This is a genomic window from Streptomyces sp. NPDC001796, from assembly GCF_042892355.1.
In the GTDB taxonomy this organism is placed as follows: Bacteria; Actinomycetota; Actinomycetes; order Streptomycetales; family Streptomycetaceae; genus Streptomyces.
In genome coordinates this window covers 25500-40003 of record NZ_JBIAUC010000016.1, presented here as the reverse complement: position 1 = coordinate 40003, position 14504 = coordinate 25500, and the positions used below count along the sequence as shown (strand labels likewise).

The following is a 14504-nucleotide window of genomic DNA, read 5'->3' as shown; positions in this document are numbered from 1 at the left end:
TCGTAGGGCCTGGCACGGGCCCTGAGGCGAACCCGCGGCCGTACGGAGATCGTTCACGAACGCACGAAAAGGGGCTCGCCCGGAGGCGTCGCTCCGGCCGGCATGACTGCCAGGTCGAGGCCGCGCACCAGGCGGGCCCTCAGTGTGTCGTCGGCGGCCATCCGCTCGGCCACGGCGCGCGCGGCCTCGGCCGGGCTCGCCGCCGGGTCCAGGACGAGCGCGAGGATACCGTCCGCCCGGCCCGGGCCGAGGTAGGCGCGCAGCACGGCGGGCTCGGCGGCCACGGCGGCCCGTACGGCGCCGGTGACGGCCGGGTCGGCGAGCGGGTCGGTCGTCGTACGGCCCTCGGCGAGGGCCAGCAGCGCGGGGCCCGTCAGTTCGAACGGCACCGGCCCGGACAGGTCCAGCACGATCGTGTCGGCCTTCTCGTGCACGGCGGCCTGCAGGGCCTGGTGCAGCGGGACGGCTACCGGGCGGGCCTCGGGGTCCCAGCGGGCCAGCGCGTCCGTGGAGGTGAACGCGGGCAGGGCGGTGCGGTCACCGGCCTTCAGGGTCGGTACGGCCATCTCGCTGGTCTTCTCGCGGCGCAGCCCCTTCTCGTCCTCCTCCACCTCGCCGAGGATCGCGACGACGGGGACGAGGAGCCGTGCGCCCTTCAGCGCCTCGAGGACAGGCCCCACGGCGGTGCGGTCCTCGGCCCAGGCGGCGAGCGCCGCGCTCAGCCGGGGGTCGGCCGAACCGTCGTCGTCGGAGAAGCCGGAGTCGGGAATGTTCTTGTTCGCCACGGTCACCGACCCTATCGGGGGGTCTTCGCCGGGGTCGTGGCGCCCCTGAGTCACGCCGGTCACCGCTCTCACCGGTTTCTCAGCGTCTCCTGACACACCTCTCACGCCCGTCCCACGGCGTGCACAGCACGGGTGAAGACCATCGGCGGCCATGGAGTCCCCGAGAACCCACCGTCGCCGCCGCGCCCGCGCCCGTAGGCGCCGTTCGTTCTTCTGTACGGCGCTGGCGGCGGCCGTCGTGGCCGGCGGTACGGCGACGGGGACGGTGTATCTGAGGGAGCGGGCGCACGCCGACGCGGGCGCCGTATCGTCGGCGGCGTCGGCCTCGTCGAGCCAGGAGGCATCGGTGGAACCTGCCGCGGAACCCTCGGTGGACCGGGACGCGCTGCTGAAGCGGGCGATGGCGTCGGTGGCCGTCGAGGACACGGCCGACGTGGCCGTGGCGGTCCTCTCGATGGACTCCGGGGAGAGCGCCGCGTACGGCGACGGCACCTTCGACACGGCGAGCATCGTGAAGGTGGACATCCTGGCGGCGCTGCTGCTCCAGGCGCAGGACGCCGGCCGGCACCTGACCGCGCAGGAGAAGGCGTACGCCACCACAATGATCGAGAACAGCGACAACGCCTCCGCCTCGGCGCTGTGGACCGCGATCGGGCGCGCCCACGGCCTGGACAGCGCGAACGAACGCTTCGGTCTGACGGACACGGTCGGTGGTGACGGCACGCTGTGGGGGCTCACGCAGACCACGGCGGCGGATCAGCTGACCCTGCTCCGGCAGGTCTTCGAGGAGGACTCGCAGTTGAGCGAGGCCTCGCGGTCCTACCTGCGGGGGCTCATGGGCGACATCGCCGAGGATCAGCGGTGGGGGGTCTCCGCGGCGGCGGACGGCTCCGCGTGGGCGCTCAAGAACGGATGGCTGGCGCGGAGCACGACTGGGCTGTGGGACGTCAACAGCATCGGACGGGTCACGGCCGGCGGACGCGACTACCTGGTGGCGGCGCTGTCCGACGGGCACTCGACGAAGGAACAGGGGATCTCCGTGGTGGAGGCCGCGGCGCGGGCGGCCGTGGCCGCGTTCGGGTGAGAGCGCCGTGGCACCGCGGGACGCCTACGGGGTGCTTCTGCGGCTCTTCCACAGCAGTACCGAAGCCACCAGCAGTGCCACGCCCAGGGCGCCCGCCAGAGAGCCCGCCCAGCCCGGGGAGTCCGAGGCGGCAGCTGCCGCGTCCGGGCCGGAGCCGAAGTACTCCTTGCCGTACGCCGCCGGGTGCAGGTTGTCCGGTCTGAGGCCGGCCGCCGCCTTGATGGCTGCCGCGGGGTCGATGAAGCCGAAGCCGCGGGCGTCGTCCCGGCCGCCGGTGGGGGCGTTGCGGGCGGTCTTCTCCAGGAGTTGCTTGATCTGGGCCGGGCTGAGTCCCGGATGAGCGGCCTTGATGAGCGCCACGGCGCCCGAGACGAAGGCGGACGCCGCGCTCGTGCCCCATCCCTCGTAGTACTTGCGGTCCGGGTCGGCGATGACGACGTCGACGCCGGGGGCGCTGACCGTGGCGTACCAGCGGCGGGTGGAGAAGGAGGCGCGGGTGCCGGCGCTGTCGACGGCGGTGGCGGCGATGACGCCCGGGTAGGCCGCCGGGTACGACGTGTGGTCGCCGAGCTCGCCGCCGTTGCCGGCCGAGGCGACGACGACCGTGCCCTTCTTGAGCGCGTACTGGATCGCCTCGTCCTCGCCCGCTTCGGGGTGCGCGGAGTCGGAGTCGTCACCGAGGGAGAGGTTGATGACGTCGGCGCCGTGGTCGGCGGCCCAGCGGATGCCTTCGGCGAGGGCGTTGCCGCGGGTGTTGCGGGCCTTCGCACGGGCCGGGTCGCCGTCCTCGAGGATGACGCGGACGGGGAGGATCTTCGCCTGGGGGGCGACGCCGATGACTCCGTCGGTGTCGCCGATGCCGTGGCCGTGCCCGGCGATGATGCCCGCCATGGCGGTGCCGTGCCGGGCCCAGGCGCGGTCGCCGCGCCGGGCGCCGAAGCCGACCAGGTCCTTGGTGGGCAGGACGTTGCCCGCCAGGTCGGGGTGGGTGTCGTCGACGCCGGTGTCGAGGACGGCGACGGTGATGCCCTTGCCCTTGGTCGTCTGCCAGGCCTGCTGGATGTGCAGGGCGTCGAGGGCCCACTCCTGGGCCCGTATGCCGTCGGCGTGGGCGGCGGTGGCGGGCAGCACGGCGAGGGCGGCGGTGAGGAGGAGGGTGAGCAGGCGTGCGCCGGTCGTACGGGCGCTCATGAGGGCTTCTCCGTGGCCGAGGTGAAGGTCTTGCGCAGGGCCGCCTCGACACGGTCGGCGAGGCCGGCCGCGTCATTGCCGAGCCCCGCCTGGGCGGGGGCCGTGGTGGCGCCGGTCTTCATGGCGTTCTCGGCCGGCTCGGGTTCGGTGACGGTGCGGCCGTCGGCGAAGCCGGAGACGGCGTAGACGACGACGGGGGCGTCCGTGAGGACGGATATCGTCCAGGACGCGCGCTGGGCGTCGCCGAAGCCCGCCGCGACGGTCCCCTCGGCCGCGTACGGGCGGGGCATGAGGTCGGTGCGGCGGTCCAGGCCCTCGTCCTTGAAGCGGCTGGCGAGGGCGCCCATGGCGGCGGCGTCGGCCCGTGTGAACAGCAGGCCGACGGTGGTGACCTGACTGCGGGTCGCGTCGGTGTAGGTGGCGCGCAGCAGGCGCAGGCAGCCGACGGGGGCGAGGGCCTTGCGCAGGAGCGGGTCGAAGGCGTCCGCGCAGCCGCCGTCGGGGGCGACGGCGATACGGGTCCAGGTGCGGTCGGCGCCGCCGGGGCCCGCGCCCGGGCCGTTGACGGTGGGCGGGAAGAGCCGGTCGACGGGGACGCTGTGCCACAGGGTTCCGGCGACGGCGTACGCACCCCGCGCCCCGTCCGGCGAGTCGTCCCCGGTGAGCCAACTGCCCGTCACGGCACCGCCGATCAGTCCGAGCCCGAGGACGAGGCAGGCGGCGGACGCGGCGACCCGGGGGCGGACGCGGGCGCCCAGGTGCAGCCGCGGTCCTGGTGGTTCGACACCGCGGGTGTCGGGCTGCGCGAGGGTCACGAAGGGCCGCGCCGGCTGGACGGGACGCAGCCGAGCGGTGGTCTCCACGATGCCGGGGGCGTCCGCGGCGGGGGCGGCGCCGACGGCCGGGGGCGCATCGGGGAAGCGTGCGGTGGCCGCCGGCGGGGGCGGACCGGGGGTCTCGGCGTGCGGGTCGCGCTGGACGTCCGCGAGCCGGCGCGACTCGGGGGCGGGCCGCACCGACGGTTGCCCGTCACCACCGGGTGCGCCCTCGGAGACGCCGGCGGGCCGCTGGGGCACGCCCGTGCCGAGCCTGAACGGCCGCTCGACGGCACCGGTCCGGCCGGAGGCACCGACCGCACCGGAACGGGCAGAGGGCCCGGCCGCGGAGGAGTGCCCGGGGGCGTCCGCCACGTCCGGCCGGCGAGAGCCGGCCTGCGCACCGGAACGGCCGAAGAACTCGTCCGTACCGGGCCGCACCAAGGCCCCGGCCGCGCCGGACCCGGTCGCGGTCTGGTTCCGCGGCGGCTGCTCGGGGCGGGGCGGGACCGGCGGGAAGGTCGTGCGGGCAGGCGGCGTTCGCCGCGGTACGGCCGGGGCCTGCGGACCGGACGGGGGTGCCGCGGCGGGCGGCTGCTCCGGGCGGGGCGGGATCGTTCCGGCGGAGCCGTTGAGCTGCGTCGGCCGAAGTCGGTCGCCTCCGGGCGCGGAAGTGCCGTTCGCACCCGCGGGCGGGACACCCGGCGCGGACGACGGGCGCGGCTGAGGCACGGAGGCGCCGGAGCGCGTCGCCTGGCGGGACGGAGTCGCCGACTCGTCCGGTGCCGTCGACGGACGGCGCGGAGTCATGGGGTCACCCGGCGGCGTGGCCGGGCGGGGCGGGGTCGAGGGGCGCGGAGGGATGGAGGCGCGGTGCGCTTCCGTGCTCATGCACCCCCCGTTTCGTTGTAGCCGGACCTCCCGGGATGTCCCGGGCGTTCGACCGCCCAGGGCGGACGGCCGGTGGGCGTGGTGCGGACGCCGACCCGTCCTGGGCAGGCATACCCCCGCGAGCGGGCGCCCATCCCAGGCGTACGCGCCCGAGCGGAGCAGCCGCTTGCCCACGTGCGCGTCACTCTACGGGTTGATCCGCCTCGAACGGGAACCGGTCCACGTCACCGGCGGCATCTGCCCGGATCGTCCCCCTACCCTGCGGTAATCACATCTGGCAGGCTGCGTCCATGACTGCCCGCGCCGCAGACCGGGCCCGCTACGACCGGGCCACCGCTCATCTCGACGCCCCTGTCGCGATCGTGGACCTGGAGGCGTTCGACGCGAACGCCGACGACCTGCTCCGCCGGGCCGGCGGCAAGCCGGTCCGGGTGGCCAGCAAGTCCGTACGCTGCCGCGCTCTGCTCGAACGCGTGCTCGCCCGGGACGGTTTCGCCGGCATCATGTCCTTCACGCTCGCCGAGTCCCTGTGGCTGGCCCGTTCCGGTTTCGACGACGTCCTGCTGGCCTACCCCTCGGCCGACCGCCGGGCGTTCGCCGAACTGACCGGCGACCCCAAGCTCGCCGCCGCCGTCTCGGTGATGATCGACGACCCGGCCCAGCTGCGCCTCATCGACGACGCCCGCCGGGGCGGCACCGAAGAGGTGCGCGTCTGCCTGGAGTTGGACACCTCGCTGAAGCTGCTCGGCGGCCGGGTCCGCGTCGGCGCGCGCCGCTCGCCGCTGCACTCCCCCGAACAGGTCGCCGAGATGGCCCGCACGGTGGTCCGCACGCCCGGTTTCCGGCTGGTGGGCATCATGGCGTACGAGGGCCATGTCGCCGGTGTCGGCGACGCGGTGGCCGGGCGTCCGGTACGGTCGCGGGCCATCCGGCTGATGCAGGCCACGGCGCGCAGGGAACTCGGCAGGCGGCGCGCGGAAGTGGTGCGCGCGGTCCGGGACGTGGCGCCGGACCTGGAGTTCGTCAACGGTGGCGGCACGGGCAGCGTCCAGTACACGGCCGCCGAGGACGCGGTGACCGAGATAGCGGCGGGCTCGGGGCTCTACCAGCCGCGGCTGTTCGACAACTACACCTCGTTCCGCGGCCGTCCGGCCGCCCTGTTCGCCCAGCCGGTGGTGCGCAGACCGGGCGTCGGGGTGGTGACCGTGCTGGGCGGCGGCTACCCCGCGTCGGGCGCCGCGGGCCCCGACCGGCTGCCCGTGCCGTATCTGCCCGAGGGGCTGAAGTACGACCCGCAGGAGGGGCCCGGCGAGGTGCAGACGCCGCTGCTGGGCTCGGCCGCCGACGACCTGCTCATCGGCGACAAGGTGTGGTTCCGGCACGCCAAGGCGGGCGAGCTGTGCGAGCGTTTCGACGCGCTCCACCTGATCGAGGGCGACCGGGTCACGGCGACCGTGCCGACGTACCGCGGCGAGGGGCACACCTTCCTCTGACGCCGCCACCGGCACCGGCGCCAGGCGCCGGTGCCGCCCTTGGGCCGCCCCTGATGCCGCCGTGACCCGAAGGCAGGAGGCCCGGGCTCCCTACAGGGGCGTGACGTACGCGCCCGCGATTCCGCCGTCCACCAGGAAGTCGGTGGCGTTCACGAAGGACGAGTCGTCGCTGGCGAGGAACGCGACCGCCGCGGCGATCTCCTCCGCCTCCGCGAACCGGCCGACCGGGATGTGCACCAGACGGCGCGCGGCCCGCTCGGGGTCCTTGGCGAACAGCTCCTGCAGGAGGGGGGTGTTGACCGGCCCGGGGCACAGCGCGTTGACCCGGATGCCCTCCCGCGCGAACTGCACGCCCAGCTCCCGGGACATGGCGAGGACGCCGCCCTTGGAGGCCGTGTACGAGATCTGCGAGGTGGCCGCGCCCATGCGGGCCACGAACGAGGCCGTGTTGATGATGGAGCCCTTGCCCTGGCGCCGCATGTAGGGGATGGCGGCCTTGCAGCACAGGTAGACGGAGGTCAGGTTGACCTCCTGGACCCGCTTCCAGGCCTCCAGGCCGGTCTCGAGGATCGAGTCGTCGTCGGGCGGTGAGATCCCCGCGTTGTTGAAGGCGACGTCGACGGACCCGTAGGTGTCGTAGGCCGCCTCGAACAGCGCCTCCACCTGCTCGGGGTCGGTGACGTCGACCTTCACGAACAGCCCGCCGACCTCCTCGGCGGCGGCTTTGCCGCGGGTCTCGTCGACGTCGCCGCAGACGACGTTCGCGCCCTCGGCGGCGAGGCGGCGCGCGCTGGCGAGGCCGATGCCGCTGCCGGCACCGGTGACGACGGCGGTGCGGCCGACCAGGCGGCGGCAGATGATGTCAGAGGTCTGCGAGGTCACTGTCACTGTGCGGGGCCCTCCGTGCTGATGAAGACGTTCTTGGTCTCGGTGAAGGCGGTCAGGGCGTCCGGGCCGAGTTCGCGGCCGATCCCCGACTGCTTGAAGCCGCCGAAGGGGGTCCAGTAGCGGACGCTGGAGTGGGAGTTGACGGACAGGTTGCCCGCACGGACGGCCTGGGAGACGCGCAGCGCGCGGCCGACGTCCCGGGTCCAGATGGAACCGGAGAGCCCGTACGGCGTGTCGTTGGCGAGCCGGATCGCGTCGGCCTCGTCCTCGAAGGGCAGGACGACGGCGACCGGGCCGAAGACCTCCTCGACGGCCACGCGCGCGTGCGGGTCGACGCCGGTGAGGACGGTCGGCGGGAACCAGAAACCCGGCCCCTCGGGTGCCTTGCCGCGGATCCCTTCGGCGCCCGCGGGGATGTACGAGCGGACGCGCTCCAGCTGTGTCCTGGAGATCAGCGGGCCCATCTGTGTGTTCTCGTCGGCCGGGTCTCCGACGAGGACCGACTCGACGGCGGGGGCGAGCAGGTCGAGGAAGCGGTCGTAGGCGGAGCGCTGGACGAGGATACGGGTACGCGCGCAGCAGTCCTGGCCGGAGTTGTCGAGGAACGACATGGGGGCGGTGGCCGCGGCGGTCTCGAGGTCGGCGTCGGCGAAGACGATGTTGGGGCTCTTGCCGCCGAGTTCGAGGGTGACGCGCTTGAGCAGTGCGGAGCCCTTTGCCAGCACCTGTTTGCCCACGGCCGTCGAACCGGTGAAGACGATCTTCGCCACGCCCGGGTGCTCGACGAGCGCGGCACCCGCGACCGGGCCGTGGCCGGGCAGCGCCTGGAACAGTCCTTCGGGCAGGCCCGCCTCCAGGGCCAGTTCGGCCAGGCGCAGTGCGGTGAGCGGGGTCGTCTCGGCGGGCTTGAGGAGCACCGCGTTGCCCGCCGCGAGCGCCGGGGCGGCGCCCCATGCGGCGATCGGCATCGGGAAGTTCCAGGGCGCGATGACGCCCACGACACCGAGCGGTTCGAGGATCGTGACGTCCAGGCCGCCCGGGACGGGGATCTGGCGCCCGGTCAGGCGCTCGACTCCGCCGGCCGCGTAGTCGAGCAGGTCACGGACGTTGCCGGCCTCCCAGCGGGCATTGCCGATCGTGTGGCCCGCCTCGCGGACCTCCGACTCGGCCAGTTCCTCGAGGTGTTCGTCGACGGTCCGGGCGAACCGGCGCAGCAGCCGGGCCCGGTCGCCGGGCGGGAGCGCCGCCCACCGGGACTGCGCCCGCGCGGCCCGCACGACGGCGGCGTCCACGTCGGCCGCGGTGGCGGCGGGGACGGTGGCGACGACCTCCTCGGTGGCCGGATTCAGCACCTGCAGATCGAGCTCGCTCGACACGGCGTTCGGCACGAAAGAACCCCTCACATGCGTTCGAAGGAGCGGCGCAGCTCCCAGTCGGTCACCGCGGCGTCGAAGGCGGCCAGTTCGACACGGGCCATGTTGCTGTAGTGCGCGACCACCTCGTCGCCGAAGGCGGCCTTGGCGAGGGCGCTGTTCTCCCAGAGTTCGGCGGCCTCGCGCAGTGTGGTGGGCACGTGCGCGTACTCGGCGGTGTAGGCGTTGCCGGGGCACGGCTCGGGCAGCTCCAGCTCCTGCTCGATGCCGTACAGCCCGGCCGCGACCATCCCCGCGACGGCCAGGTGCGGGTTGACGTCGCCGCCGGGGACCCGGTTCTCGAAGCGCGTCGAGCGTCCGTGTCCGACGACCCTCAGGGCGCAGGTGCGGTTGTCGTACCCCCAGGCGACCGCGGTCGGGGCGAACGATCCCGGCTGGAAGCGCTTGTAGGAGTTGATGTTCGGCGCGTACAGCAGCGAGAAGTCGCGCAGGGCGGCCAGCTGCCCGGCGAGGAAGTGCCGCATGACCTTCGACATCCCGCCGGGGTCGCCGGGCCCGCCGGCCATGGCGTTGTGGCCGTGCTCGTCGGCGAGCGAGAGGTGGATGTGGCAGGAGTTGCCCTCACGCTCGTTGTACTTGGCCATGAAGGTGATCGAGACGCCTTCCTGGGCGGCGATCTCCTTGGCTCCGGTCTTGTAGATGGCGTGCTGGTCGCAGGTCACCAGGGCGTCGTCGTAGCGGAAGACGATCTCGTGCTGGCCCGGGTTGCACTCGCCCTTGGCGGACTCGACGGTCATCCCGGCGCCGGCCATCTCGTTGCGGATGCGGCGCAGCAGGGGCTCGATGCGGCCCGTGCCGAGCACGGAGTAGTCGATGTTGTACTGGTTGGCCGGGGTCAGGCCCCGGTAGTTCGCGTCCCAGGCCTGCTCGTAGGTGTCCTTGAAGACGATGAACTCCAGCTCGGTGCCGACCTGGGCGGTGTGGCCGAGGGCGGCCAGGCGCTCCAGCTGGCGGCGCAGGACCTGGCGGGGCGCGGCGAGGACGGGTGAGCCGTCGTTCCAGGCGAGGTCGGCGATGACCATGGCCGTGCCCTCGTGCCAGGGCACCCGGCGCAGGGTGCCCAGGTCCGGGTGGAGGGCGAAGTCGCCGTAGCCGCGGTCCCAGGAGGACATGTCGTAACCGTCGACCGTGTTCATCTCGGTGTCGACGGCGAGGAGGTAGTTGCAGCCCTCCGTGCCGTGCTCCAGCACCTCGTCGAGGAAGAAGCGCGCGGCGAACCGCTTGCCCTGGAGGCGCCCTTGCATGTCGGGGAAGGCCAGGACGACAGTGTCGATCTCGCCGGCCGCGACGAGGGTGTGCAGCTCCTCGAGCCCGAGCGGGGATGTGCGGTCTGCCACGGGAGGTCTCCTTCGGGTCCGCCGGAAGTCATAAGGTATTTCCGAGAACCATTGCTTGGGAAGGGGGCACGGCCAGATGTCGCAGGCGGAACCCGGCGGCCTCCCCGCCGGCGCGCGGGACCGGTTGACGCCGGTGCTGCGGCCGGTGCGGGCGGGCAACGGCTTCGAGGAGGCGCTGGAGCAGATCCTCCAGGTGGTCCGCCTGGGGCTGGTGCCGGGCGGCGAGCGGCTGCCCGCGGAGCGTGAGCTGGCGGAGCGGCTGGGGATCAGCCGGGTGACGCTGCGCGAGGTGCTGAAGGTGCTCCAGGACCAGGGCCTGGTGGAGTCGCGGCGCGGGCGCTACGGCGGCACGTTCGTCCTGCCGCGCGTGGACGCGGGCGGCGAGGACGAGCTGCGCCGGCGCATCGAGAAGGTCGACATCGAGGACGTGCTGCGGTTCCGCGAGGTGCTGGAGGTGGGAGCGGCGGGCCTGTGCGCGACGCACGGCCTCACCGACGAGCAGGCGGCACGGCTGCGGGAGGCCCTGGCCGGCACCCACGACGCACCGCTGACGGAGTACCGGCGCCTGGACACGCTGCTGCACCTCACACTGGCGGAACTCGCCGGGTCGCCGTCGCTGACGGCGCAGTACGCGGCCGTGCGGGCGTCGGTGAACGACCTGCTGGACTGCATCCCGCTGCTGGTCCGCAACCTGGAGCACTCGCAGCGGCAGCACGAGGCGCTGGTGGAGGCGGTGCTGGACGGGGACGCCGACGGCGCGCGGGAGATGATGCGGGAGCACTGCGCGGGGACGGCGGCGCTGCTGCGGGGCTTCCTGGCCTGAGCACTTGTAAAGGTATTAACGTTGACCATTGGAGCTCTGGGAGGCCCGTATGACCGGACGGCCGCTGATCGGCGTGAGCACGTATCTGGAGGCCGGGGCGCGCTGGGGCGTCTGGGAGCTGGAGGCGGCGCTGCTGCCGGCGGGTTATCCGCGGCTCGTGCAGCGGGCCGGCGGGCTCGCCGCGATGCTCCCGCCGGACGATCCGGCGCAGGCGGCGGCGACGGTGGCCCGGCTGGACGGTGTGGTGATCGCGGGTGGCCCGGACGTGGACCCGGCCCGCTACGGCGCGGAGCGCTCCCCGCGCACCGGGCCGCCCGCGCCGGAGCGGGACGCCTGGGAACTGGCGCTGATCGGGGCGGCACTCGCGTCCGGCACACCGCTGCTCGGCATCTGCCGCGGGATGCAGCTGCTCAACGTCGCCCTGGGCGGCACACTCGTGCAGCATCTCGACGGGCACGTCGTCCAGGTGGGCGCGTTCGGCGGGCACACGGTCGAGCCGGTGCCGGGCACGCGCTACGGGGAGGTGGCGCCGGAGTCGGTGTCGGTCCCGACCTACCACCACCAGGCCGTGGACCGCCTCGGGGACGGACTGGTGATCTCGGCGTACGCGGAGGACGGCACCCCGGAGGCGGTCGAAGTGCCGGGTGCCGCCTGGGTGCTGGGTGTGCAGTGGCACCCGGAGATGGGCGAGGACGTCCGGGTGATGCGGGCGCTGGTGGAGGCGGCGTCCGCCCGCGTCCAGGGTCTTTCGTTCGGATCAGACCCCGCGAGCCCGGCCTGATCCGAACGAAAGGCCCCAGGCCGCGCGCCGTCCTTGCGCTCATAGGCTCGACTTCCGCGTCGGCCCTGGCCTCGTCCCGCGTCAGCCCTCAAACCTCCTCCCGGCGTCAGCCCTGCCCCCTGTGCCGCGTCAGCCCCAGCAGATCCCGTCCCGGGCCCGTCGGACGGTGCCCGGTGCGCCATACCGCTCGCAGCGCGCGGTCCAGGCGTACGCCGTCGACCGGCACGCTCACCAGGCGGCGGGCCGAGAGTTCCTCGCCCACGGCGAGTTCGCTCAGGACCGCGGGGCCCGCGCCGCTCACCGCCGAGGCCTTCACCGCGGTGGTCGACGACAGTTCGAGCAGGGGGCGGGCAAGGCCGCCCAGGGCCGCGGCCAGGACCTGACGGGTGCCCGAACCCTCCTCCCGGAGGATCAGCGGGGTCGAGGCCAGTTCCCCGGCCGTGAGCGGCCCGCGGCGGCGTACCCACGGGTGCCCCGGCGCCGTCACGACGATGAGCCGGTCCCGGGCGACGACCGCCGCGTCCAGGCCCGCCGGCACGGAAACCCCCTCCACGAAGCCCAGGTCGGCCTCGTCCGCGAGCAGCCGTTCCGCGACCGCCGCCGAGTTCCCGGCCAGCAGCGACACCGCCGTGTCGGGCCGCTGGGCGCGCAGGGCGATCAGCCAGCCGGGCAGCAGGTACTCCGCGATCGTCATGCTCGCGGCCACCCGCAACCGTGAGTCCCGCCGGCCCCGGAGCGCCTGTGCCCCCGCGTCGAATGCCTCCGCCGCCTCCACGATCCGCCGCGCCCAGTCGGTGACCAGCGCCCCGGCGTCCGTCAGCCGGGAGCCCCGGGGCGAACGGTCCACCAGCGCCACCCCGAGCTGCCGCTCCATCGACCGGATGCGGCTGCTGGCCGCCGGCTGGGTGATCCCCAGCTCCCGCGCGGCCCGCCCCAGGCTGCCCAGCCGGGCCACGGCGAGCAGCAGCTCCAGCGCGCCCAGATCCGGCACCCGGTGCGCCAGAGACGCCCCCGGAAACCCCGCCTCAACACCCTCCGCCATAAACACAGCTTATGCCCACATAGAAGCGTGATCCCTGGTGCCGGCCACTGCCCGGCGGGACCGTGCATGCATGGTCACCGCAGCCCGGCCCCCACGGTCCTTCTCACCGAGATCCGTGAGAAGCGCCCTCGCCCTGCCCGCCCGCCCCCGGCGTGCCCCCGCCGTCCGGCACCTCGGACCGAACTGGTACGCCTCCGTGATGGGCACCGCGATCGTGGCGACCGCCGGCTCCGGTCTGCCCGGCGCCGTGCATGTGCCGGGGCTGCGGACCGTCTGCACGGCCGTCTGGGCGCTGGCGTCGGCCCTGCTCGCGGCCCTGCTCGTCGCCCGCGCCCTGCACTGGGTCCACCACCGCGACCAGGCCCGCGCCCATCTCCTCGACCCCGCCGTGGCCCCCTTCTACGGCTGTCCGGCCATGGCCCTGCTCGCCGTGGGCGGCGCCACCCTGGCCGTCGGCCGGGACTGGACAGGGCCGGGCCCCGCCGTCGCCGTGGACGCCGTCCTGTTCGCCGCGGGCACTGTCGTCGGTCTCGTCGCCGCCGTCGCCGTGCCCTATCTGATGGTCGCCCGGCACCGCGTCGAGCCCGACCAGGCGAGCCCCGTGTGGCTGCTGCCCCTGGTCGCCCCCATGGTCTCCGCGGCGCAGGGTCCGCTGCTGGTCCCGCACCTGCCCGCCGGCCGGCCCCGCGAGACGCTGCTGCTCGCCTGTCTCGCCCTGTTCGGGCTGAGCCTGCTGGCCACGCTCGTGACCCTGCCGCCGATCGTGACCCGGCTCATCACCGCGGGACCGCTGCCACTTCCCCTGACACCGACCCTGTTCCTGGTGCTGGGCCCGCTCGGCCAGTCCACCACCGCCGCCGGCACCGCCGCGGATGCCGCACGCGGCGCCGTGCCCGCCCCGTACGCCGAGGGCTTCGCCGTCCTCGCCGTGCTGTACGGCGTCCCGGTCATGGGCTTCGCCCTGCTGTGGCTGGCGCTCGCTGCCGCGCTGGTGGTGCGGGCCCTACGGCAGGGCATGGGCTTCGCCATGACCTGGTGGGCGTTCACGTTCCCGCTCGGCACCTGTGCCACCGGCGCGGAGGCGCTGGGCCGGCGCACGGGGCTCGCCCCCTTCGACGGGCTCGCGGTCGGCCTGTACGCGCTGCTCGTCGCCGCGTGGGCCGTCGCCGCCGTCCGGACGGGGCGGGGTGTCGTCAGCGGCGAGCTGCTCGCAGCGCCCGGGCGAGGACGTGCGGCGCCTGGATCAACGAGGGCCCGTACCAGGTGAGGTGACGCCCGCTGACCAGTGCGCACGGCAGCCCTTCGAATGCCTCCGGACCGTCGTCGGCGGTGAAGCGGTACGGCTCGTCGGGCAGCACCACCAGGTCGGGGGCGGCGTCCCGCAGCTCCTGGAGGGGCACCTTCGGATAGCGCTCCGGGTGTGTCCCGTACAGGTTGCCGACGCCGAGCCGGGCCAGGACGTCCCCGGCGAAGGTGTCCCGGCCCAGCACCATCCAGGGCCTGCGCCAGACGGGGACGACGGCGGTCGCCCGGGTACCCGGCTCCGGCAGCCGTGACCAGGCCGCCTCCGCCTCGTCCAGCCAGCGGGGCCGGGCCGGCGCGCCGCACGCCGCCACCACCCGCTCCAGCTCGCGGAAGGCCTGCGGCACGTTCCGCACCTCGGTGACCAGGACGTTCAGGCCCGCTTCGCGCAGGGCGGCGAGGTCCGGTCCGCGGTTCTCCTCCTCGTTGGCGAGCACCAGGTCGGGGGCGAGCCCGACGATCCGGTCGACCTTCGGGTTCTTGGTGCCGCCGATCCGGACGACGTCGAGGTCCGCCGGGTGGGTGCACCAGTCGGTGGCGCCGACCAGGGCGCCCGGCACGGAGACGGTCACGGCCTCGGTCAGCGACGGCACCAGTGAGACGACCCGCATCCTGCCTCCTCGGCCCCGGCGGTGACGG

Annotated in this window: 13 protein-coding genes; 5 read left to right on the top strand and 8 right to left on the bottom strand. The window is 74.2% G+C overall.

The genetic code is table 11. From position 1 onward, the window contains the following. Positions 1-53: 53 nt before the first annotated feature. Positions 54-785, bottom strand: a complete 732-nt coding sequence (locus ACFYZE_RS26810; RefSeq protein ID WP_388999077.1) for an SseB family protein — start codon at positions 783-785, stop codon at positions 54-56. A 151-nt stretch (positions 786-936) separates the two neighbouring features. Here ACFYZE_RS26810 and ACFYZE_RS26805 point away from each other — a divergent pair, with 151 nt between their 5' ends. Beyond that, complete coding sequence (locus tag ACFYZE_RS26805) at positions 937-1869, top strand: serine hydrolase (protein WP_388999074.1); 933 nt, start codon at positions 937-939, stop codon at positions 1867-1869. Positions 1870-1893: 24 nt separating this feature from the next. Here ACFYZE_RS26805 and mycP read toward each other — a convergent pair whose 3' ends face one another. Together mycP and ACFYZE_RS26795 are read right to left on the bottom strand one after the other, a co-directional pair. After that, entirely contained in the window at positions 1894-3060 is a 1167-nt protein-coding gene (gene mycP, locus ACFYZE_RS26800; protein ID WP_388999071.1) for a type VII secretion-associated serine protease mycosin, read from the bottom strand. Further along, positions 3057-4685 carry a hypothetical protein gene (locus ACFYZE_RS26795; RefSeq protein ID WP_388999068.1) on the bottom strand — a complete coding sequence of 543 codons (1629 nt, stop codon included), beginning with the start codon at positions 4683-4685 and terminating at the stop codon, positions 3057-3059. The genes mycP and ACFYZE_RS26795 overlap by 4 nt, the downstream gene beginning before the upstream one ends. A gap of 371 nt (positions 4686-5056) precedes the next feature. On the opposite strand from ACFYZE_RS26795, the gene ACFYZE_RS26790 reads away from it, so the two are divergent. Further along, positions 5057-6259, top strand: coding sequence for an amino acid deaminase/aldolase (locus tag ACFYZE_RS26790; protein ID WP_388999065.1), 1203 nt, complete (start codon positions 5057-5059; stop codon positions 6257-6259). 90 nt (positions 6260-6349) lie between these two features. On the opposite strand, the gene ACFYZE_RS26785 is transcribed toward ACFYZE_RS26790, so the two are convergent. Genes ACFYZE_RS26785 through ACFYZE_RS26775 form a run of 3 tightly spaced genes read right to left on the bottom strand, consistent with a single transcriptional unit; the run spans position 6350 to position 9917 of the window. Beyond that, positions 6350-7141 carry a 3-oxoacyl-ACP reductase gene (locus ACFYZE_RS26785; protein ID WP_388999395.1) on the bottom strand — a complete coding sequence of 264 codons (792 nt, stop codon included), beginning with the start codon at positions 7139-7141 and terminating at the stop codon, positions 6350-6352. A 2-nt stretch (positions 7142-7143) separates the two neighbouring features. Then, positions 7144-8523: an aldehyde dehydrogenase family protein gene (locus ACFYZE_RS26780; protein WP_388999392.1), complete on the bottom strand. Its 1380-nt coding sequence runs from the start codon at positions 8521-8523 to the stop codon at positions 7144-7146. 23 nt (positions 8524-8546) lie between these two features. Continuing rightward, positions 8547-9917 (bottom strand): glutamine synthetase family protein, encoded by a 1371-nt coding sequence (locus ACFYZE_RS26775; protein ID WP_388999062.1) that lies wholly within the window; start codon positions 9915-9917, stop codon positions 8547-8549. 76 nt (positions 9918-9993) lie between these two features. On the opposite strand from ACFYZE_RS26775, the gene ACFYZE_RS26770 reads away from it, so the two are divergent. Together ACFYZE_RS26770 and ACFYZE_RS26765 are read left to right on the top strand one after the other, a co-directional pair. Continuing rightward, positions 9994-10740: a FadR/GntR family transcriptional regulator gene (locus ACFYZE_RS26770; RefSeq protein ID WP_388999059.1), complete on the top strand. Its 747-nt coding sequence runs from the start codon at positions 9994-9996 to the stop codon at positions 10738-10740. 49 nt (positions 10741-10789) lie between these two features. Further along, positions 10790-11521 (top strand): gamma-glutamyl-gamma-aminobutyrate hydrolase family protein, encoded by a 732-nt coding sequence (locus ACFYZE_RS26765; protein WP_388999056.1) that lies wholly within the window; start codon positions 10790-10792, stop codon positions 11519-11521. Positions 11522-11627: 106 nt separating this feature from the next. Here ACFYZE_RS26765 and ACFYZE_RS26760 read toward each other — a convergent pair whose 3' ends face one another. Beyond that, positions 11628-12563, bottom strand: a complete 936-nt coding sequence (locus ACFYZE_RS26760) for a LysR family transcriptional regulator (RefSeq protein WP_388999053.1) — start codon at positions 12561-12563, stop codon at positions 11628-11630. 70 nt (positions 12564-12633) lie between these two features. Here ACFYZE_RS26760 and ACFYZE_RS26755 point away from each other — a divergent pair, with 70 nt between their 5' ends. Next, positions 12634-13830 carry a TDT family transporter gene (locus tag ACFYZE_RS26755; RefSeq protein WP_388999050.1) on the top strand — a complete coding sequence of 399 codons (1197 nt, stop codon included), beginning with the start codon at positions 12634-12636 and terminating at the stop codon, positions 13828-13830. Here the strand turns inward: ACFYZE_RS26755 and ACFYZE_RS26750 are convergent. Next, positions 13757-14476 carry a helical backbone metal receptor gene (locus ACFYZE_RS26750; RefSeq protein WP_388999047.1) on the bottom strand — a complete coding sequence of 240 codons (720 nt, stop codon included), beginning with the start codon at positions 14474-14476 and terminating at the stop codon, positions 13757-13759. The two genes, ACFYZE_RS26755 and ACFYZE_RS26750, sit on opposite strands and share 74 nt — an antisense overlap. Positions 14477-14504 lie beyond the last annotated feature (28 nt).

Excerpts from the sequence above, each read along its gene's own strand:
- ACFYZE_RS26750 (WP_388999047.1), bottom strand. The coding sequence starts at position 14,476 with ATGCGGGTCGTCTCACTGGTGCCGTCGCTGACCGAGGCCGTGACCGTC.
- ACFYZE_RS26755 (WP_388999050.1), top strand. The coding sequence starts at position 12,634 with ATGGTCACCGCAGCCCGGCCCCCACGGTCCTTCTCACCGAGATCCGTG.
- ACFYZE_RS26760 (WP_388999053.1), bottom strand. The coding sequence starts at position 12,563 with ATGGCGGAGGGTGTTGAGGCGGGGTTTCCGGGGGCGTCTCTGGCGCAC.
- mycP (WP_388999071.1), bottom strand. The coding sequence starts at position 3,060 with ATGAGCGCCCGTACGACCGGCGCACGCCTGCTCACCCTCCTCCTCACC.
- ACFYZE_RS26770 (WP_388999059.1), top strand. The coding sequence starts at position 9,994 with ATGTCGCAGGCGGAACCCGGCGGCCTCCCCGCCGGCGCGCGGGACCGG.
- ACFYZE_RS26805 (WP_388999074.1), top strand. The coding sequence starts at position 937 with ATGGAGTCCCCGAGAACCCACCGTCGCCGCCGCGCCCGCGCCCGTAGG.
- ACFYZE_RS26790 (WP_388999065.1), top strand. The coding sequence starts at position 5,057 with ATGACTGCCCGCGCCGCAGACCGGGCCCGCTACGACCGGGCCACCGCT.
- ACFYZE_RS26765 (WP_388999056.1), top strand. The coding sequence starts at position 10,790 with ATGACCGGACGGCCGCTGATCGGCGTGAGCACGTATCTGGAGGCCGGG.
- ACFYZE_RS26795 (WP_388999068.1), bottom strand. The coding sequence starts at position 4,685 with ATGACTCCGCGCCGTCCGTCGACGGCACCGGACGAGTCGGCGACTCCG.